The sequence below is a fragment of the Nocardiopsis sp. NRRL B-16309 genome, from assembly GCF_001279585.1.
In the GTDB taxonomy this organism is placed as follows: Bacteria; Actinomycetota; Actinomycetes; order Streptosporangiales; family Streptosporangiaceae; genus Nocardiopsis.
Window position 1 is genome coordinate 91,262 of sequence record NZ_LGEC01000114.1, and the last position, 19,811, is coordinate 111,072.

The window sequence follows — 19,811 nt, forward strand, 5'->3', positions numbered from 1 at the left end:
CGTCGCTCATCGATCACGATGATCACGCTACGAAGCGATGTGCCTTCCGTGCGGGAGGGACACTCCCCGACACGCGGACACCCTGTGTCACGGCGTCGGCGCCTCGGCTCCGGACCGGGCGTGCGGCTCGTCCCGCGCGAACTCCCGCACCCCCTCGGTGAAGCCGACGCGCGGGCGCCAGCCGAACTCCTCGGTCAGCCGCGCGGAGGAGGCGGTGATGTGCCGGACGTCGCCCAGCCGGTACTCGCCGGTGACCACCGGATCTGGTCCCCCGTGCGCCTCGGCCAGGGCCCACGCCATGTCACCGACCGTGTGCGGGGTCCCGCTGCCCACGTTGAACGCGGTGAGGGCGCCCTCCGGCCGTCCGGGGAGGGCGTCGACCACCGCGGCGTTGGCGTCGGCCACGTCGCGTACGTGCACGAAGTCCCGCCGCTGCCGACCGTCCTCGAACACGCGCGGGGCCCGGCCGCGTGCCAGCGCCGAGCGGAAGAACGACGCCACGCCCGCGTAGGGGGTGTCGCGCGGCATGCCGGGGCCGTACACGTTGTGGTAGCGCAGCGACACCGCGCGGCCGCCCGTGGCGCGCGCCCAGGCCGCGCAGAGGTGTTCCTGCGCCAGCTTGGTGGCGGCGTAGACGTTGCGCGGGTCGGCCGGGGCGTCCTCGCCGACCAGTCCGGGGTCCAGCCGGGCCCCGCAGCGGGGGCACGGCGGATCGAACCGGCCGGCGTCCAGGTCGGCCTCCCCGCGCGGCCCGGGCCGGACGGGGCCGTGCTCGGCACAGGTGTAGGCGCCCTCGCCGTAGACCACCATGGATCCGGCCAGGACGACGTCGCGCACGCCCCGGCGGGCCATCGCGGCCAGCAGCACCGCGGTGCCCAGGTCGTTGCAGCCGACGTAGTCCGGTGCGTCGGTGAAATCCGATCCCAGCCCCACCATCGCCGCCTGGTGGCACACGGCGTCCACGCCCCGCAGGGCCCGTTCCACCGCGTCGCCGTCGCGGACGTCGCACACCAGGTCGACGCCCGCCTCCCCTGGCGGCCGGCCCGCGTGCGCCTGTGGCAGGAGGGCGTCGAGCGTCACCACCGTGTGCCCGGCCCCGCGGAGGGCCTCCGCCACGTGCGAACCGATGAACCCCGCCCCACCTGTGACCAGTACGCGCATGCGGCCCACGTTAGGCCGCCGGAGCCCGCTGCGCCCCGGGCCACACCGGCGGCCCCCGCTTCGGAGCCGAGTCCTACCGACCCGGAGAGTCCCCTTGGGCGATGAGCGTGTGGAAGTGGGCGAGCATGCGGTCCGGGTCGGGTTGCAGGCCCGTGAACAGGGCGAACGCCTGGGCGGCCTGGAACACCGCCATCTCCCCGCCCCGCAGGGTCGGGCAGCCGCGTTCCTCGGCCAGGGCCAGCAGCTCCGTACGCAGCGGGCGGTAGACGATGTCGGCCACCCACATCGACGGGCGCAGCAGCTCCGCGGGCACGGGGGTGCCCGGGTGGTGCGCCATGCCCGTCGGCGTCGCGTTGACCAGGCCGTCCGCCTCCGACAGCAGCGCGTCGAGCGCGTCGGTCCCCTCCGCGCGGCAGTCCGTTCCCGGCACGAGTCCGCCCAGGCGCCCGGCCAGGCCCTTGGCCCTGGCCGCGTCGGTGTCGACCACGGTCACCTCCCGCGCGCCCGACCCGAGCAGGGCGTAGGCCACCGCCGCACCGGCCCCGCCGGCGCCCAGGACCACGACCCGCTCGCGCGGCGCGTCGGGCAGGCCGCGCTCCAGGCACTGGGCGAACGCCGACCAGTCGGTGTTGTGCCCGACGGCCCGCCCGGACTCGAAGACCACGGTGTTCACCGCCCCCAGCGCCGCCGCGTCCGGGGTGAGTCCGTCCAGCACGGGCAGGACGAGCTGCTTGCAGGGATGGGTGATGTTGAGGCCGTTGAAGCCCAGGTGCCGGGCGGATCCCACCAGGTCGCCCACCGCGTCCGGGGCCAGGCCCGCCTCGGCGAGGTCGATGGTCCGGTAGATCAGGCGGCGCCCGAGCTCGGCCGCCTCCCGCTCGTGCATCGGCGGGGTCAGGGAGGGCCCGATCCCCGTGCCGATGAGGCCCACCAGGTAGGAGCCGGTGGCGGCGTCCACCGCCCCGGCACGCGTCGTCCCCGTCAACGGCTCGCCTCCGCTCGCTGCGCGGCCATGCGGAAGGGGCTGTTGGCGGAACCGTAGCCCGCGTAGCCGCCCGTGCGCTGGACGACCTCCAGGAAGAGCCGACCGTCGAGCATCGGCGTGTAGAAGTGCCGGAACTCGCCCTCCCCGACCCGGTCGTAGAGGATGCCGTACTCGCGCATGCGCTCCACGGCCAGCGGTTCCAGGTCCGTGCGGCAGGCGAGGTCGGCGTAGTAGTTGTCCGGGATGCGCAGGGGCTCGAAGCCGTGCGTCCGCATGGCGCGGGCGACCGCGAACACGTCGTCGCAGGCGAAGGCGACGTGCTGTGGCCCGCCGCGGACGTCCTCGTAGGGCCCCCGGCCCAACAGGGAGGCGTTGAGGGCGATGCGCGGCGCCGCGCCGTCCCGGCTCATCGCCCGGCTGCGCACCATGCCGTCGGGCGCGGCCAGTTCGATCCCGTCGTCGGGTTCCAGGCCCAGGACGGAGCGGTAGAACAGCGAGGCCTCGTCGAAGTGGTCGAAGGGCTGGAACAGCCCCACGTGGTCGATGCCGCCGAGGGCGACCCGCGCCGCGTCGTCGCCTCCCGCCACCGGAACGGTGAAGTCGGACAGCCAGTCCTGCCGCTCGTCCGGGTCCTGCGCGCAGAAGAAGATCGAGGTGCCGTCGGGCGCCGCGACGGCGCGCAGGTCGGCCTCGGCCGGGTCGCGCCGCCGGGGCAGCGGCGGCGCCAGCAGCCGCTCCGCCCGCCGCATCGCCGCGTCGGCGTCCGCCACGTCCACCCCCAGGGCGGTGACCGCCGCGTCGCCGCTCCAGGTGTGGCCGAGCTGGGGATCGGTGGCGTTGAGCAGCACCCGGGCCCCGCCGCCGCACCACAGCTGGACCGGTTTGGAGCGGTGGTCGCGGGTGTGCCGGAACCCCAGGGACGCCAGGGCCGCGCGGACGCCCGGGACCGCGTGCTCGGGCGCGGCGATCTCCACGAACGCGTAGCCCTGGGCCCGGGTGGGCGCGGGCAGCCGGGTCAGCGCCGCCGGGGCCGGACCGGACGCGGGCGCCTCACCGCGGCCCGGCCCCGCACGCCCCGGCTCCCCCCGGTCGTCGCCGGGCTCCGCGACCCGCGTCTCTCCGGCCCCGACCTGGACCTCGCGGTCCCGGGCCCGGGCCGTCTCGTCCTCCAGCACGGCCAGCGACCGCAGGGCGTCGGCGGCCGTGCGCTCGGGGTCGGCGGCACGGAACACATCGTTGAAGACCTCCAGGGACAGCGGCCCCTCGTACCCGGCGGCCAGCACGTGACCCGTGAACCCGGTGAGGTCGAACGCGCCCTGTCCGGGGAAGCAGCGGTGGTGGCGGCTCCAGTGCAGGACGTCCATGGGCATCAGCGGCGCGTCGGCGAGCTGGAGGAAGAAGATCCTCTCGCCGGGGATGTCCCTGATCGCGGACGGGTCGTGGCCCCGGGACAGGATGTGGAAGCTGTCCAGGCACACGCCGAGGCCGGGGTGGTCGGCCTCCCTGACCAGGCGCCAGGCGTGCCGGTAGTCGTCGACCCAACGCCCCCACGCCAGCGCCTCGTAGGCGATGCGCACGCCGTAGGGGGCCGCGGTCTCGGCCAGCCGCCGCAGCTGCGCGGCGGCCAGGGCGTCGTCGCCGGCCGAGTCCGCCGCGACGCTGGAGCACACCAGCATCACGTCCACGCCCAGCTCCACCATGAGGGCGAACTTGGCCTCGGCCCGCCGGAGGTTGTGCTCCAGCCGGGCCTCGTCCACCCCCTCGAAGTCACGGAAGGGCTGGTAGAGGTCGATGGTCAGGCCCAGCGACTCCGCCAGGTCCCGCACGTCGCGGGGCGCGAGGGCCGACCCGATGAGGTCGTTCTCGAAGATCTCCACACCGTCGAAGCCCGCCCGGGCCGCGGCCCTGAGCTTCTCCTCCAGTGTCCCGCTGAGGGAGACGGTGGCGATGGAACGCCGCATGCGTCACGCCTTCCTGTTCGTTCGCCGTGCCTACTCGGTCTCCTGGAAGGACTCGTACAGCTCGCGCTGCTCGCCCTCCAGGTTCTGCGCGAAGTAGTCCTGGACCCGGCTCCGGAACGCCTCGACGTCCACGTCGTCGACGATCTCCATGGAGCCGTCGGCGCGCCACTGCGCCATGATCTCCTCCTCGGCCTCCTCGATGCAGGCGCGGTTGTCCTCGCGCACCGAGCTGACGGCGCTCTGCAGGACCTCCTGCTGTTCGGCCGACAGCGCGTCCCAGGTCTGGCCGGAGACCACGATCATCTGCGAACCGATCTGGTGGCCGGTGAGGCTGATGTGCGACTGGACCTCGTCGAAGTTGTCTCCGGCGATGGTCGGGACGGGGTTCTCCTGGCCGTCCACGGTCCCCTGCTGCAGGGCGAGGTAGACCTCCTCGAAGGCGACCGTGGTCGGTTCGGCGCCCATGGCCTCGGCGTTGGCGAGGTAGATGGGCGAGTCCGGGAAGCGCATCCGCAGCCCGGCCAGGTCGTCGGGGGTGCGGATGGGCGTGTTGGCGGTGAAGTGGCGGTCGCCGAAGTACCAGGCGCCGAGGATCCTGGCGCCGGTGGCCTCCTCGAACCCGTCGCGCAGGGGCTGCGACGCCTCGGAGTCGAAGTAGCCGAACAGGTGGTCGGCGTCGCGGAAGGCGTAGGCGGCGTCCATGACGCCGATCGGCTCGTAGGAGGACCCGAGCGCCGCCGAGCCCTGCACGTCCATGTCGATGTCGCCCGACATCACCGAGGCGAAGGTCTCGGTGTTGGAGCCGAGCGTGCTGTTGGGGAAGGTGTCGACGGAGAACCCGGCGTCGGCCTCGGCCACCCGTTCGGCGACCAGGTCGATGCCGCACCGGGTGTGCGGGTGGTCCTCGGTGTAGCTGTTGGCGAAGGTGAGGACGAGTTCCTCGTCGCCGGTTCCGCCGCCGCTGCCGCAGGCGGTGGCGGCGAGCACCACGGCGGGGACCAGGGCCATCAGGCGAGTCGTCGTGCGCATGGGGGATTCCTCCTTGGGGAGTGGTGGTCAAGGGCTTGGGGCGTGGTGGTCAGGCTCGGAACGCGGTGGTCACAGGTCCAGGAGTCCGGGCAGGAACAGGACCAGGTCGGGGAAGAGGATGAGGAGCAGCAGCACCGCCACCAGCGGCACCAGGAACGGAGCCGTGCCGCGGAACACCTCGTGCATCGGTGTGCGGGTCGCCGAGCCCAGGACGAAGAGCACGCCGCCGATCGGGGGTGTGAGCAGGCCGATCATCAGGCAGAGGATCGTGATCACCCCGAAGTGCACCGGGTCCGCGCCCAGGCGGACGGCGACGGGCAGTAGGACCGGGACGGTGATGACCAGCGCGGCGATGGGCTCCAGGACGGTGCCGATGATGATCAGCACCGCGCTGACCAGGAGCAGCAGCAGCGTGGGGTCGTCGGTCAGGCCCAGCAGGAAGGTGGCGACCTGCTGGGGCACCTGCTCGCGTGCCAGCACCCAGCCCAGGAGGCCGGAGGCGGCGAGGATGATCGCGATGGAGGCGGCCGTGGTGACGGTCTCCACGGCGATGTCCCACAGCGCGCGCGGGCTCAGCCTGCGGTAGACCAGGCCCAGGAACAGGACGTAGGCGACACCGACCGACGCCGCCTCGGTCGGTGTGAAGAAGCCGCTGAGGATGCCGCCGAGCAGCAGGACCGGGGCCAGCAGCGGACCCGCCGCCCGCCGTGCGGCGGTGCCCAGCTCGCCCGGCTCGGCCCGCTTCCCGGCGAGTTCGGGCCTGCGCCGGGCCCACAGGAACACCGCCAGGGCCAGGCCGCCGGCCATCAGCGCGGCCGGAACGACCGCCGCGGCGAACAGCGCGGCCGTGGAGACCGCCGCGACCGACGCGTACACGATCGCCGGGATGCTGGGCGGCATGATCGGGCTGATGAGGCTGGTGGAGGCGGTCAGGCCCAGGGTGAAGCGCAGCGGGTACCCGGCCCTGGTCATCGCCGGGACCATCATCTTGCCCATCCCGGCCACGTCGGCCAGGGCAGTGCCGCTGATCCAGGAGAAGCCGACGCTCACACCGACGTTGACGTAGCCCAGGCCGCCGCGCGCCCGCCCCAGGAGGACCTGGGCGAACGCGAAGAGCCGGTCGGCGATCCCGGTGTGGTTGGCGACCACACCGAGCAGGATGAACAGCGGCACCGCCAGCAGCGGGAAGCTGTTGACCTCCTGGGCGGCCGTGCGCAGGCTCAGACCCGTGGACTGGCCGCCGACGGCCATGTAGGCCAGGCACGGGCCCAGGATCGCGAACGCGATGGGCACCCGCAGGAGCAGCAGGACGAGGATGCCGAGGATGACCATGAGCGCGCTCATCGGGCCTCCTCCCCCGCCTGGGCCGTGCGGTGCTCGCGTTGGGGCGGTCCGGGCACCAGGGCCGCGTTGGCCAGGGCGCGCAGCGACATCAGCACCACTCCGAGGAGCGGGATCACGTAGGTGGCGGAGACCGGGAGGCGCAGGGCCGCGGTCAGCTGCGGCGACCCGCCGAAGACGAGTTCGACGGCCTCCAGGGTGAGCAGTACGCCCACCGCGGCGACCACGAGGTTGGCCAGGATCCACACCGCCCGCAGCGCGCGGTCGCCGAGGAGCAGGTCGACCACCTTGAGGGTGATGTGCTCGTCGCGGCCGACCAGGTAGCCGGCCAGGGAGAATGTGAGCCAGACCAGCCCGAGGCGGGCGAGCTCACCGGTCCAGACCCAGCCCTGGACCGGCAGGTGGCGCTGGGTGGCCTGCAGGAGGATGAGGACGAGGATCAGCGCGAGCAGCGCGACCCCGACGGCCAGTTCGGCGGTCTCCAGCCACCGCACCGCCGCGGGGCGCGGCGCGGGCGGCTTGTTGCCGGGGGGCGGGGGTCTGTCAGGCATCCGAACGGGCTCCACTCAGCGAACGGGGGCGGCATCGGCGCAGGTCATAGGTGCGTGACCTGCGCCACCGGGACGTGGTGTGAACCCTAGGTTTCCGCTTCGTGTCACGACAAGCGATTGCCAAAAGTTGTCACAGCGCATAGACAGGGACGTCATGGACTCCCCGAAGCGCACGACGATCTACGACGTGGCCCGGGAGGCGGGCGTCGCCGCCTCCACGGTCTCGCGTGCCCTGCGCAACCCCCGCCGCGTCAACGCCGCCACCCGCGAGCACGTCCTGCAGGTCGCCGAGCGCATGGGCTACCGCCCCAGCCCCCTGGCGACGGCGCTGCAGTCCGGGCGGACCGCGACCGTGGCGATGCTGGTACCGGACATCACCAACCCGCACTTCTTCGGGACGATCAAGGGCGCCGAGCGGCGCGCCTCCGCCGCCCGCATCACCTTCATCCTCAGCCACACAGAGGAGTCGGCCGACAGCGAGCGGACCCAGATCGAGCACCTGGCCCGCTCGGTGGACGGGTTCGTCCTGGCGTCGAGCCGGTTGCCGGACGAGAGCCTGTGGGAGCTGGCGGAGGAGCACAACCTGGCCCTGGTCAACCGGGAGGTCAAGGGACTGCCCAGCGCCGTGGTCGACAGCCGGGTGGGCAGCCGGCAGATCGTGGAGCACCTGGCCTCGCTGGGGCACCGCTCACTCGTCTACCTGTCCGGTCCGCACCGGTCCTGGCCGGCCGGAGAGCGCTGGCGGGGGCTGGTCGACGGCGCGCGCGGCCTCGACATGAAGGTCACCCGGCTGGGGCCCTTCCCGCCCCGCGTGGTCGGCGGCGGCGCGGCGGCGGACGCGGCCCTGGTGACGGGGGCCACGGCCGTGGTCGCGCACAACGACCTGCTGGCGATCGGGGTGCTCCGCCGTCTGTCCGAGCGGGGCGTGGCGGTTCCCGACCAGGTCAGCGTCGTCGGCTACGACGACATCTTCGGCGCCGACTTCTGTGTTCCGGCGCTGACCACCCTGGCCGGACCCCAGGACGAGGCGGGCCGCTCGGCCGTGGAGCTGCTGTTGGAGAACCGGTCCCGCTCCACGGCCCGCACGCCCGACCGCCGGGTCATGCTGCCCTCGCACCTGGTGATCCGCGATTCCACGGGCCCGGCCGCCCGCTGACCGCGCCTCAGGCCCGGGTGCCGTCCGTCTGGTGGTCGTCCACCTCGTGGGCGTCCGCCCGGTGGTCGTCCGTGCGCAGCGCCTGGAGGACCGCGGTGATGGTACCGCCCATGTCCACCTCGGGATCGATCAGCCACAGCGTCTGGAGCCCGTCGCCGAGCGCGATCAGCGCGGTCGCCAGGACCCCGGCGTCGATGCTGGTCGTGAGCGTCCCGGCCTCCTGCATCCGCCGGACGGCCCTCGTCAGGAGCGCCTGGCCCTCGACACGGCGCTCGGCGAAGAAGTCGTGCGCCTCGTGCGCGGGGTCGGCGGCTTCGACCACCAGCGCGGAGTACAGCTCGACCAGCCCGGGCACGCCGGAGTTGGAGTCCAGCAGGGCGGCGTAGCGGTCGAGCGGATGCAGAGGCGACGTCCGGCCCGCGGCGGCCACGTCCGCCCGTGAACGGGCCGCGTCGAGCTGGTCGCGTTTGCGCAGCACCTCCACGAAGAGCCGTTCCTTGGTGCCGAAGTGGTGCAGCACCCCGGCGGGGCTCAGCCCGGCCGACTCGGCGATCGCCTTGACGGAGGTGCCGCGGTACCCGTGGCGTGCGATGAGGTCCAGCGCGGCGGACAGGATCTCTTCACGTTTCGCCGCCGTCTTGCCGTACGGGCCTCGCCGATTCATGAGCACATCCTACGACTGAACGACGTTTGGTTTTAAAAACCGAACGACGTATAGTTTTCGTGCCCTCCCCCAGGCAGGGCCTCGGCCGCCACGACGGCGGCCCGACGCTCCCGCTGCCCTCGGCGGCCTCAGGCAAGGACGATCCACATGGACCACCGCGAGTACCGGCGACGGGTGAAGCAGTACCGCGCCGAGGCGAGGCAGCGCTTCGCCGACCTCAAGGCGCGGCGCCGGCGGCGCCGCGGCGCGACCCTCACCGAGCGCCTGGACGCGCGCCGCGCCGAGCGGGCCGAGATCTCGGCCTGGCGCGCCGAGGTGAGGGCCGCCGAGCCCCGCCGCGAGCGCAGGGCCCGCCGGAAGGGCTTGAGGACGTTCCGCAGGCGCCGGAACCGCTGGATCAAGCTCACCGCCCTGGGTGTGGTGGCGGCCCTGGTCGCGGGCCTGTTCGGCTCCTGGTACCACGCCGCGACGCGCCCGGCCACGGACGGCCAGGCCGCCGCGCGGGAGCACTCGCTGGAGATCGCCGACCAGGTCATGGCGGAGGGCCTGGTCCTGTTGGAGAACGACGAGGACGTGCTTCCGCTCGCGGACCGCAAGGTCAGCGTCTTCGGCGCGAGCGCCGCCGCCCCCGTCTACGGCGGCGGCGGAGCGGGCGGCATCTCCTCCGTCGGCGCGCGCTCGCTCTTCTCGGCCCTCGACGACGCGGGGGTCGACTACGACCGGGCGGTGCGCGACGTCTACGGCAACTACACGGACGGCGGCGAGGCCTCGACCAAGTCCTACGAGGAGCCGGAGGCCGGCGTCGTCGACGAACTCCTGCCGGCGCTCCAGGGCTTCTTCGTCACCTCGCCGACGGAGATGCCGGTCGAGCACCTCCCCGAACCGGTTCTGTCCGGCGCCCGCGACCACTCCGACACCGCCGTCTACACGGTCGGCCGGGCCGGGATGGAGGGCCGGGACTTCACTCCCGAGGACCTGGCCCTGACCGAGGACGAACGCGCCACCCTGGAACTGCTGGACTCGACCTTCGAACACGTGGTGGTCCTGGTCAACAGCGCCAACGCGATGGAACTCGGCTTCCTGGAGGAGTACGAGAGCGTCGACGCCGCCCTGTGGATCGGCGGCCCCGGCGAGACCGGCATGAACGCCGTGGCCCGGGCCCTCACCGGTGAGGTGAACCCGTCGGGGCGCCTCACCGACACCTACGCGTACGACATCGACACCCATCCCGCCGTCCTCAACACCGGCGACTTCGAGTACGTCGACGACGCCGGCGAGCCCTCCGGCCGCTACTTCACGCACCACAGCGAGGGCATCTACGCCGGCTACCGCTACTTCGAGACCTTCGTGCCCGAGGAGGAGTACGACGACGTCGTGCAGTACCCGTTCGGGCACGGCCTGTCCTACACCGAGTTCGCGTGGTCCGGCGCCGAGTTCGAGACCGGCGCGGACACCGTGTCCGCGTCGGTCGAGGTCACCAACACCGGTGACTCCCCCGGCCGGGAGGTCGTGCAGGTCTACTACGACGCCCCCTACGTCCCGGGCGGGATCGAGAAGCCCGCGACCGTGCTCGGCGGGTACGCCAAGACCGGCCCGCTCGATCCGGGGGAGTCGCAGACCGTCACCGTCTCCTTCGACACCGCGTCGATGGCCTCCTACGACGACCGCGACGCCCGGGCCTGGGTCCTGGACGAGGGCGAGTACGGGATCCGCCTGGCCCGCGACGTGCACGACACCGTGGACAGTGCGACCCACGACCAGCCCGAGCGGGTCGTCATCGACACCGACTCCGCCACCGGAGGCGAGATCACCAACCGGTTCGACGACGCCCGCGGCGACCTGACCTACCTGTCGCGGGGCGACGCCGAGGGCACCTTCCCCTCCGCACCCGACGACGAGGACCTGCGCCTGCCCGACGGCCTGCTCGAGGCCGACTACGAACTCGACGCCGACCCGGACGCCGCCGCGCCCGTCACCGGTGCCGACAACGGCCTGGAACTCGCCGATCTGAAGGGGGCGCCGATGGACGACCCCCGCTGGCAGGACTTCCTCGACCAGCTCACCGAGGACGAACTCGTCGCCCTGTCCGGCAACGGCGGCTACTGGTCCGTGGGCATCGAGCGCCTGGGCGTTCCGGCGACGACGATGTACGACGGACCCGCCAGCGTCCGCAACTTCATCGGGCACTGGGCCACGGTCGCCTTCCCGACCCCCGTCGTACTGGCCTCGACCTGGAACGACGAACTCGCGGGCGAGGTCGGCCGGGCGATGGGCGCCGAGGCGCGGTCGTACGGCGTCGACGCGGTCTACGGCCCCTCGCTCGACCTGCACCGCTCACCGCTGGGCGGCCGCAACTTCGAGTACTACTCCGAGGACCCGCTGCTCACCGCGCGGATCGGCGCCCAGTACGTGTCCGGACTCCAGTCACAGGGCACGGTGGCCGTGATCAAGCACTTCGCGGGCAACGTCCAGGAGACCAACCGGGCCTCCATGGGCCTGTACGTGTGGACGACCGAGCAGGCGTGGCGGGAACTGCACCTGCGCCCCTTCGAGGCCGCGGTCAAGGACGGCGGCGCGCACGGGGCGATGACCGCGTTCAACCGCGTCGGCACCACCTGGGCCGGCGGCAGCGAAGCGCTGCTCACCGGCGTGCTCCGCGGCGAGTGGGGCTTCGAGGGGTTCGTCATCACCGACGCCGGGATCGTGGGACAGGGCCGCCACTTCGACACCCGGCAGGCGGTCGACGCGGGCAACGACATGATCCTCGGACTCCTGGTCGACCTGCCCGGCGACGGCTCCTACGAAAAGGAGCTCAGGTCCTACCTGGAACAGGACCGGGCCGGGACGCTCACCGCGCTGCGGGAGTCGGCGCACCACATCCTGTACTACGTGCTCCAGACGAACAGGATCTGACATGGCGAAGACACCTGCCCTCCGGCACGCCGAGACCGTGGCACGCCTCTCCCTGGAGGAGAAGGCCGCGCTCACCTCGGGTGCCAACTTCTGGAACACCGAGTCGGTCGACCACGCGGGCGTGCCGTCGATCATGCTGACCGACGGGCCGCACGGCGTGCGCAAGCAGGGCGGCAAGTCCGACCACCTCGGGCTCAACGCCTCGCTGCCGGCCACGTGCTTCCCCACGGCCGCCGCCCTGGCCCAGAGCTGGGACGTCGACCTGATGGAGCGGGTGGGGCGACTGCTCGGGGCCGAGGCCCGCGGTGCGGGTGTCGCGGTCCTGCTCGGGCCGGGCCTCAACATCGTGCGCAACCCGCTCGGGGGACGGTCCTTCGAGTACTTCTCCGAGGACCCGCGCCTGTCGGGCGACCTCGCCGCCGGGATGGTGCGCGGCATCCAGTCCACGGGCGTCGCGGCCTGCCCCAAGCACTTCGCGGTCAACGGCCAGGAGCACCTGCGCATGTCGATCGACGAGGTGGTCGACGAGCGCTCGCTGCGCGAGATCTACCTCGAAGGGTTCCGCCGCGTCGTGCGGCAGGCCCGGCCGCGTACGCTCATGACCTCGTACAACAAGGTCAACGGCACCTACGCGAACGAGAACACCCACCTGCTGGTCGACATCCTGCGCGGCGAGTGGGGCTTCGACGGCGTGGTCGTCACCGACTGGGGCGGCAACCACGACCGGATCGCCGGCCTCCTGGCCGGCAACCAGCTGGAGATGCCGTCCTCGGGCGGGGTCACCGACCGGCTGATCGTCGACGCGGTGCGCTCGGGGCGCCTGGACGAGGCCGTACTCGACCGCGCGGTCGACGACCTCGTCGCACTCGCCCTGGAGACCTCGTCCGCGCTGGAGGGGGCCGAACCGGTCGACCCGGACGCCCAGCACCGCGCCGCCGTCGACACCGCGCGGCGGTGCCTCGTGCTCCTGCGCAACGCCCCCGGCCCCGACGGCGCACCGGTCCTGCCGCTGCCCGCCTCCGCCCGGGTGGCGGTGATCGGGGACTTCGCCGAGACGCCGCGCTACCAGGGGGCGGGATCGTCGCTGGTCAACCCCACGCGGTTGGACGGCGCCCTCGGCGCCCTGCGGTCCGGTCCGCTGGAGGTCGTCGGATTCGCCCGCGGGTTCCACCGGTTCGGCAGACCGAGCCGCCGGCTCGCCGACCAGGCGCTCGCCCTCGCGGGCCGCGCCGACACCGTGCTCCTCTTCCTCGGGTTGGACGAGTCGAGCGAAGCCGAGGGCGTGGACCGCGAGCACCTGCGGCTGCCCGACAACCAGCTCGCACTCGTCGAGCGGCTGACACGGGCGCACGACCGCGTGGTGGTCGTGCTGGCCGGGGGCGCTCCGGTCGAGCTCCCCTTCGCGGAGGACGTCGCGGCCGTCCTGTACACCTCGCTGGCCGGGCAGGGCGGGGGGACGGCCGTCGCCGACGCCCTCACCGGCCGCCACAACCCGGGCGGCAAGCTCGCCGTGACGTTCCCCGTGCGCTACGCGGACGTCCCGTCCGCGCGATCGGTCGCCCCGGCGGGCACGTTCCCCGGCCGCGAGCGCACCGCCGAGCACCGCGACGGCGTCTTCGTCGGCTACCGGTACTACACGACGCGGGACGTGCCGGTGCGCTACTGCTTCGGGCACGGACTGAGCTACACCGAGTTCGAGTACGCCGACCTCGCCGTCGACCTGCGGGCCGACGGCGGGACGGTCGCGTTCACCGTCCGCAACACCGGGTCCCGGGCCGGCCGGGAGGTCGCCCAGCTCTACGTGGCTCCGGAGGCGTCCCCGGTCCCGCACGCGGCGACCGCACTGGCGGGCTTCGCCGCCGTGGAGATCGAGCCGGGGCACGAGCGGCGGGTCGAGATCGATCTCGACGGCCGGGCTCTGGAGTACTTCGACGCCGACGCGGACGCGTGGCGCCGCCACGGCGGCGCGTACTGGATCAGGGTCGGCGCGTCGGTGGCGGACGTCCGTCTGGAGACGACGGCGACCGTCGACGGAGACGGAGACGCAGACGCAAGCGGGGAGGAGTCGGACGACGGCCGTGGCCGCGGTGCGCGGACCGGCTCCGAGGCGGTCGAGGCCGTCGAGGCGGTCCAGGGGAAGCGGACGGAGGGCGCCTACGCGGTCGGGGACGTGCACCGGGTCGGCGACGCCGAGTTCGCCGCGCTCCTGGGCCGGCCGATCCCGGTCGCCTCGTGGGACCCGCGGGCACCGCTCGGGCTCGACGACACCGTCGCCCAGCTGCGCCACGCCAACCTGCTCGGGCGCGGTGTCCTGGCGCTGCTCCACACGGCGCGCCGCGTCCTGCGGGCAGCGGGGCGCCCGCACGCCGCGAACAACGTCATGTTCCTCGTCAACATGCCGTTCGCCAAGATCGAGGGGTACTCGGGAGGGAAGGTGTCGCGGCGGGCCCTCCAGCGCTTCCTGCGCCTGGTCCGCCGACGCTGAGACCGAACCGCCAGACGTGTCGCACACCCCGCGTGCGCGGCACGGCGGCGCCTCGGTGGCGGCTTCGGTACCGCCCCGGCTATCCGGCCGGGGCGGCCGTGACCGGCTGCCTGAGGATGGTCCGCAGCTTCTCCGGGGCGGCCCGCCGGAAGTCGCTGAAGTAGATCTCGTGGTGCCTTCCGGCCAGGCGCAACCCCTGCTCGGGGAGGTACTCATGGTGCATCCGGTCGAGCACGTCCGCCTCCTCGTCGAACGGGCCCACGTGCAGCGTCTGCACGCAACGGCCCTCGGACAGCGTCTCCAGGCGGACGTCGTCCAGCCGGGCGGGCCTGTTCCCCGCCGCGGCCTGTCCGACGGCGGCGGCGAACATGTCCTGGTCGGTCCAGTCCGGGACCATGATCATCAGCGTCCAGTCCCACCGCGACTTGTCGCGCGCCGCGGTGAAGGCCGCCATGTCCTCGGCCCACCACAGGCCCTCCAGGGGCATGACGACGTAGTCACGCCCGAGGTCGCGCTTGCTGGCGAACTTGAGCTTGTAGGCCACCGGGTAGAGCGCCTCGACCGCCTCGGTGAAGGCCGGCGAGGTGTTCGGGTCCCCGTGGCCGTCGACCATGAGGTACCGCAGGTCGGGCACGTCCACGGTCCGGAAGCGGCCCGCGGCGGCCCGGTAGCAGTCCAGGGTCTTCTTGAAGTCGGTCTTGTCCGTCATGCCGGCACCTGGACTCGGACTGCGAGCCACGACCTCTCCGCCTCCAGGAGGCTCGGTGAGTAAGAGAACATCTCACGCGCCGCACACGCGGAGGGCGCCTGCGCCCGCTCGGCCGCGCGCACGGCGCGGCTCCGGGTCAGGAGTCGCCCTCCTCCCTGCCCGCCCATATCCCGCGGCTGTGGCTGAGGTGCTTGCGCATCAGTTCGCCGGCCAGCTCGCCGTCTCCCGCCTCGACGGCGTCGACGAGGGCGATGTGCTCCTCGCCGGACTGGGTCAGCTCGCCCTGGTCGGCCAGTTTCTGCAGGCCGCGCATCCGGGCCTGGTCGCGCAGCTGACCGACCGTCGTCACGAGGCGGCGGTTGCCCAGGAGTTCGAGCAGGCCGAGGTGGAACTGCCGGTCCAGCTCCAGGAAGGCGGCGAGGTCACCCTCGCGGGCGGCGGCGGTGATCTGTTCGGCCAGCCGCCGGAAGCGCGGGATCGGCGCGCCGTCCAGGACGCGGACCACCTCGGCCATCGCCGGAACCTCGAGCATGGTGCGAAGCTGGAAGATCTCGTCGAGGTCGTGGTCGGTGAGCACCGGGACACGGAAGCCGCGGTTGCGGATGACCTCGACCATGCCGAGGTTGGCCAGGTCCATGACCGCTTCCCGGACCGGAGTGACCGAGACGCCGAGCTCGGAGGCCATGTTGATGACGCTCTCCACCCGCCCCGGTTCGATCCGTCCCAGCACGATCTGGGTCCGCAGCGCCTCCCGGGCCTGTTCACGCAGGCTGACCGCCTGGAGACGGGCACTGGGCGCGGATTCCACCGTCGGACGAGTCGTAGTCACACCTGATGCATAACACGGAACACAGGACCCGTCAAAAGCTCTTTCCAGAAGAGGATGTAAGGTGTAATACCTTACTAACGGCACCTCGTTTCCACGCGGAGGCCGAGGAACTCGCCGGGAGACCGGCGAAGGAGACCGCGAGGGCGACCGGCCGCTGGGCCGTGGCCGTCCCCGCTCCAGGAGGAGAACCATGACGGACCACGCAGTGATCGTCGGCGCGGGCGTGATCGGGCTCGCCACCGCCTACCGCCTCGCGCGGGACGGACGGGCGGTCACCGTCGTGGACGCGGCCCGCGGCGGGAGCGGAGCCTCCGTCCACAACGCCGGGTGGGTCGTGCCGATCCTCTCCGCTCCCGTGCCCGCCCCGGGGATGCTCGGAACGGCGCTGCGCTGGATGCTGCGGAAGGACAGCCCGCTGTACGTCCACCCTTCCCCGCGCCCGGAGCACGTGCGCTTCATGGTCGGCATGCTGCGCCACTGCAACCCCCGGGACTTCCGGCAGGGCCTGGAGGCGCTCACCTCCCTCAACGAGCGGACCGTCGACCTGTTCGACGAGTACGAGAAGGAGGGCCTGCGGTTCGAGCACCACCGCGACGGCGCGCTCATGGTGTTCCACACCCGCGAGGCCATGCGGACCTACGAGGCGGCCACGGCGCCGCTGGAGCGCGTCGGCCACACCGCCGCTCCCCTGTCGGGCGACGAGGCCAGGGACCTCGAACCCGCACTCGGCGCGCACGTGCACGGCGGCCTGCTCTGCCCGCGCGAGCGCCACGTGGACCCGGCGAGCCTGGTCCGCGGCCTGACGGAACGCTGCCGCGAACTCGGAGTCCGCTTCCTGTGGGACAGCCCCGTCACCGGCATCCGGTTCCGCGGCACGGTGGCCACCTCGGTCATCGCCGGGGGCGAGGAGTTCCCCGCCGACCACTTCGTCCTCGCGGCGGGCGCGCGGACGTCCCGGCTCTCCCGGCTGGCCGGGGTCCCCCTGCCGGTGCGGCCCGGCAAGGGTTACGGGTTCGACGACACCAGCGGGGCGGTGGCCCTGCGGCGCCCGGTCTACCTCGGCGAGGCCAAGGTGACCGTCACACCGATGTCGGACCGGGTGCGGTTCGCCGGGACGATGGAGTTCGGCGGCTTCGACGAGGGCGTCGATCCGCGCCGGCTGGGGGGTATCGTCCGCTCCGCCCGCGACTTCCTGCCGGGCGTGCCGACGACCGCGCGCCCGGACGGCTGGGCGGGCCTGCGCCCGATGACCCCGGACGGCCTGCCGATCGTCGGGCCGCTGCCCGGCAGGGACAACGTGCTGGTCGCGAGTGGGCACTGCATGCTCGGGGTGACGCTGGCTCCGGTGACGGCCGAGATCATCGCGGCGCAGGTCGAGGGCGGTCGACGGGCCGCCGACGTCGCCGAGACGGCCCGTCCCTTCGCCCCGCGGCGCTTCGCCCGACGGCGTGGGCGGACCGCCCCGGACGCCTGAACCCGGCCTGTGGACGCACATGCGTAGGGCCCCCGTTCCACCACCTGGAACGGGGGCCCTACGCGTCGAAGGGGTCGGGGCGCCTCCCCTACGAGGGCCCGGCTTCCGTGAGTTCGGGGCTGCCGTCCACCGCGACCGGCACCCGCTTGCCGCGCGTGGCCGTGTAGGCGGTGGCGGCCAGTGCCGTGACGGCCACGGCGACCAGCAGCGGGTGCTCGACCAACCAGGTCTGGGCACCTTCGAACGGGTCGACGGGGGTGAGCGTGGAGCGCTCCAGCATCCACGACACCGAGAACACCAGGGCCACCGCCGCCACGCCGACCCGGAAGGCCGGGTAGATCGGGGTACGGGCCATGAGCACCAGGGCCGGCATCACGAGCGCGACCAGGAGCAGCTGTGTCACCTCGATGCCGAGGTTGAAGCCCAGCAGCGTGGTGACCAGCGATCCGCGGTTCAGGCCCAGGTCCGCGATGAGGGAGGCGAAGGCCAGCCCGTGGACGAGCCCGAACCCGCCCGCGATCAGGACCTCCCCGCGTGCGACCAGCGGCCGGATGGCGTGGACGGCCGAGACCGCGATGGACAGGGCGATCAGCGTCTCGACCGGCCGCGACGGCAGGTCGACCACCCCCGTGGCCGCCAGGGCGAGGGTCAGGGAGTGCCCGATGGCGAACGCGGTGACCACGTGCACCACGCGTACCAGGGCGCGCCGGGGCGAGGAACCGGAGCGCCACCGGCCGCCCACGGCCACCAGCGGAGCGGGCAGGAGCAGCACGATCAGGAAGAGCAGGTGGTCGGCGCCCTCGGCGACGTGTTCCATGCCCAGCCCTGCCGTCGCGGTGAACCCGCGCAGCCACGACCCGTCACCCGCCGGGACGTCCAGGCCCGGGGTGGCGAAGTCGATGACCCCGAGGGTTTCGGCGTCGTCCGTCTTGAGGATGCCGCTGTCGAAGTCGTAGCGGACGGTGACGATGATCTTGTGGGTGAGCAGGCTCTCGACGATGACGTCGTAGTGCAGGTCGAAGTCGGTGACGTGTCGGTCGGGCGGAGTGAGGGTGAGGGGGTGGACGAGGTGGTCGACGCCGTCGATCACCCGGACCGCGCCCTCACCGAGGTCGGCGGTCCAGTCCTGCCCGTCCTCGCCGGTTGCGCCGATGTGCTCTGCGGTGTAGTCGGCCAGGAAGTCCCGATCCTCGGCCAGAACGCTCTGGGCGGTCAGGTCGCGGTCCACGCCGACGGCCAGGCGGTCGATCGGCAGCTGGACCTCGCCCTCGACGCGGTCGTCGTGGATGTCCAGCAGGACGGCGGAGGTGCTCTGGGGGTGGGCGCTGACCGCCGGCACGGGGCCGGCGGTCAGTGCGATCACCACGACCAGGAGCACGGGGACGAGTCTGCGCGCCATGATGTGTCGGTCTCTCCGGTCAGTTCCAGCCGTAGTCGGCGGTCTCGTCACGGAAGATCGTGTGCTGGTGGATGTTCTCCTCGTCCTCCCTGTCGGGCTGGTTGGAGAACTCCACCCACGCCGAGGGCCCGTCCAGGCGCACGTAGGTCTCGGGGTCGTCGAGCGCCGTGGCGTCGCTCCACCCCACGTAGGTCTCGTCGTACTCGGCGACGTACTTGTCCATGAGCGCCTCGGCGGCCTCCTCGTCCAGGTCCGTCACCCACGTGCGCAGCATCTCGGTGACCAGGTCCTGCTGTTCCTGGGTCAGGTCGGAGACGAGCACACCCTCGGGGTCGGGGAAGGGTCCGTCGTTCTCCGGACCCAGCAGCAGGTCGTCGTAGCTCTCGCCGATCTCGGCCGCGGCCAGTTCCTCCTCGCTGAGGGAGTCGATGACCGCCATGGTGGTGCTCCGCGAGTCCTCCAGGGGTGCGTAGGAGGTGCCCTCGTACTCGAACTCCATCGGTTCGATCGCGGTCAGGGTGGGCGACAGGCTCACGTCGTCCCCGGCGTAGGTGATGTTGTAGGCCGCGTGGTGCCCGCCGAACTGGACCATGAACTGCGCGGACTCGCTCGGCTCACCGTAGAACGCGATGTAGTACGCGTCCGGGTCGAAGGTCGCCGGGCCGCCGGGTCCGTCCGTGTCCCCGCTCTCCTCCTGTTCCGCCCCGAGGACGGCGTCGGCCACGCGGATCTCTTCGAGTTCCTGATAGCCGTGCTCGCTGAGCGCCGCCTCCATGACGGCCAGCACCGCGGCCTTCTGCTCGTCGTCGAAGTCGGCGAGTGCGACGCCGCTGCGCTCCACGAACGAGGTCGGGAAGTTCGACCAGCCGGTCGTCTTGGCCTCGTCGTCGTAGTCGTAGACGACCGACGCGCGCTGGTCGTCGGAGAGCAGGTCCAGGAACGCGTTCGCGGCCTCGACCACCTCGGCGGTGTTCGCGCTCCCGGCGCCCGTGGTGCTCTCCGGAATCCCACCGGATGACGCTGCCGAGTCGGAGTCGCCGGACGTGGCGCAGCCGGTCGCGACCAGGCCGACGCTCAGTGCGAGCGCCGCCATCGTGCGGTGGACTGGTGTCGAGAGTGGGGACATGGGGGTCATACCTTCTGTCATCATTTGT

At 72.6% G+C, this 19,811-nt stretch carries 15 protein-coding genes; 4 read left to right on the plus strand and 11 right to left on the minus strand.

Translation table 11 applies throughout. The features are described from left to right. Positions 1 to 87 precede the first annotated feature (87 nt). The 6 genes from ADL05_RS24925 to ADL05_RS24950 form a co-directional block, all read right to left on the minus strand. Positions 88 to 1,161 carry an NAD(P)-dependent oxidoreductase gene (locus tag ADL05_RS24925; RefSeq protein ID WP_053619442.1) on the minus strand — a complete coding sequence of 358 codons (1,074 nt, stop codon included), beginning with the start codon at positions 1,159 to 1,161 and terminating at the stop codon, positions 88 to 90. A 73-nt stretch (positions 1,162 to 1,234) separates the two neighbouring features. Beyond that, positions 1,235 to 2,146 (minus strand): shikimate dehydrogenase, encoded by a 912-nt coding sequence (locus tag ADL05_RS24930; protein ID WP_053619443.1) that lies wholly within the window; start codon positions 2,144 to 2,146, stop codon positions 1,235 to 1,237. Beyond that, positions 2,143 to 4,107, minus strand: a complete 1,965-nt coding sequence (locus tag ADL05_RS24935; protein ID WP_053619444.1) for a bifunctional sugar phosphate isomerase/epimerase/4-hydroxyphenylpyruvate dioxygenase family protein — start codon at positions 4,105 to 4,107, stop codon at positions 2,143 to 2,145. The genes ADL05_RS24930 and ADL05_RS24935 overlap by 4 nt, the downstream gene beginning before the upstream one ends. Before the next feature lie 30 nt (positions 4,108 to 4,137). Then, positions 4,138 to 5,136: a sialic acid TRAP transporter substrate-binding protein SiaP gene (locus ADL05_RS24940; protein WP_053619445.1), complete on the minus strand. Its 999-nt coding sequence runs from the start codon at positions 5,134 to 5,136 to the stop codon at positions 4,138 to 4,140. Positions 5,137 to 5,205: 69 nt separating this feature from the next. Further along, positions 5,206 to 6,480 (minus strand): TRAP transporter large permease, encoded by a 1,275-nt coding sequence (locus tag ADL05_RS24945; RefSeq protein WP_053619446.1) that lies wholly within the window; start codon positions 6,478 to 6,480, stop codon positions 5,206 to 5,208. Beyond that, complete coding sequence (locus ADL05_RS24950; RefSeq protein WP_053619447.1) at positions 6,477 to 7,028, minus strand: TRAP transporter small permease; 552 nt, start codon at positions 7,026 to 7,028, stop codon at positions 6,477 to 6,479. The genes ADL05_RS24945 and ADL05_RS24950 overlap by 4 nt, the downstream gene beginning before the upstream one ends. A 154-nt stretch (positions 7,029 to 7,182) precedes the next feature. Between ADL05_RS24950 and ADL05_RS24955 the strand changes: the two genes are divergently transcribed. Continuing rightward, positions 7,183 to 8,184 (plus strand): LacI family DNA-binding transcriptional regulator, encoded by a 1,002-nt coding sequence (locus tag ADL05_RS24955; protein ID WP_053619448.1) that lies wholly within the window; start codon positions 7,183 to 7,185, stop codon positions 8,182 to 8,184. Between the two features lie 7 nt (positions 8,185 to 8,191). Here ADL05_RS24955 and ADL05_RS24960 read toward each other — a convergent pair whose 3' ends face one another. Further along, positions 8,192 to 8,848 (minus strand): TetR/AcrR family transcriptional regulator, encoded by a 657-nt coding sequence (locus ADL05_RS24960; protein ID WP_053619449.1) that lies wholly within the window; start codon positions 8,846 to 8,848, stop codon positions 8,192 to 8,194. Between the two features lie 147 nt (positions 8,849 to 8,995). Between ADL05_RS24960 and ADL05_RS24965 the strand changes: the two genes are divergently transcribed. Together ADL05_RS24965 and ADL05_RS24970 are read left to right on the plus strand one after the other, a co-directional pair. Beyond that, positions 8,996 to 11,761, plus strand: a complete 2,766-nt coding sequence (locus ADL05_RS24965) for a glycoside hydrolase family 3 protein (RefSeq protein WP_053619450.1) — start codon at positions 8,996 to 8,998, stop codon at positions 11,759 to 11,761. 1 nt (position 11,762) lies between these two features. Continuing rightward, positions 11,763 to 14,246 (plus strand): glycoside hydrolase family 3 C-terminal domain-containing protein, encoded by a 2,484-nt coding sequence (locus ADL05_RS24970; RefSeq protein ID WP_053619451.1) that lies wholly within the window; start codon positions 11,763 to 11,765, stop codon positions 14,244 to 14,246. Positions 14,247 to 14,325: 79 nt separating this feature from the next. On the opposite strand, the gene ADL05_RS24975 is transcribed toward ADL05_RS24970, so the two are convergent. Together ADL05_RS24975 and ADL05_RS24980 are read right to left on the minus strand one after the other, a co-directional pair. Then, positions 14,326 to 14,955 carry a GyrI-like domain-containing protein gene (locus tag ADL05_RS24975; protein ID WP_053619452.1) on the minus strand — a complete coding sequence of 210 codons (630 nt, stop codon included), beginning with the start codon at positions 14,953 to 14,955 and terminating at the stop codon, positions 14,326 to 14,328. Between the two features lie 136 nt (positions 14,956 to 15,091). Next, positions 15,092 to 15,784, minus strand: a complete 693-nt coding sequence (locus ADL05_RS24980) for a GntR family transcriptional regulator (protein WP_053619453.1) — start codon at positions 15,782 to 15,784, stop codon at positions 15,092 to 15,094. 190 nt (positions 15,785 to 15,974) lie between these two features. Between ADL05_RS24980 and ADL05_RS24985 the strand changes: the two genes are divergently transcribed. Continuing rightward, a complete protein-coding gene (locus ADL05_RS24985; protein WP_053619454.1) occupies positions 15,975 to 17,258 on the plus strand; it encodes an FAD-binding oxidoreductase in 1,284 nt (427 codons plus the stop codon). 88 nt (positions 17,259 to 17,346) lie between these two features. On the opposite strand, the gene ADL05_RS24990 is transcribed toward ADL05_RS24985, so the two are convergent. Continuing rightward, positions 17,347 to 18,657: a HupE/UreJ family protein gene (locus ADL05_RS24990; protein ID WP_082376885.1), complete on the minus strand. Its 1,311-nt coding sequence runs from the start codon at positions 18,655 to 18,657 to the stop codon at positions 17,347 to 17,349. 19 nt (positions 18,658 to 18,676) lie between these two features. Then, positions 18,677 to 19,783, minus strand: coding sequence for a DUF3500 domain-containing protein (locus tag ADL05_RS24995; protein ID WP_053619785.1), 1,107 nt, complete (start codon positions 19,781 to 19,783; stop codon positions 18,677 to 18,679). Between the last annotated feature and the right edge of the window lie 28 nt (positions 19,784 to 19,811).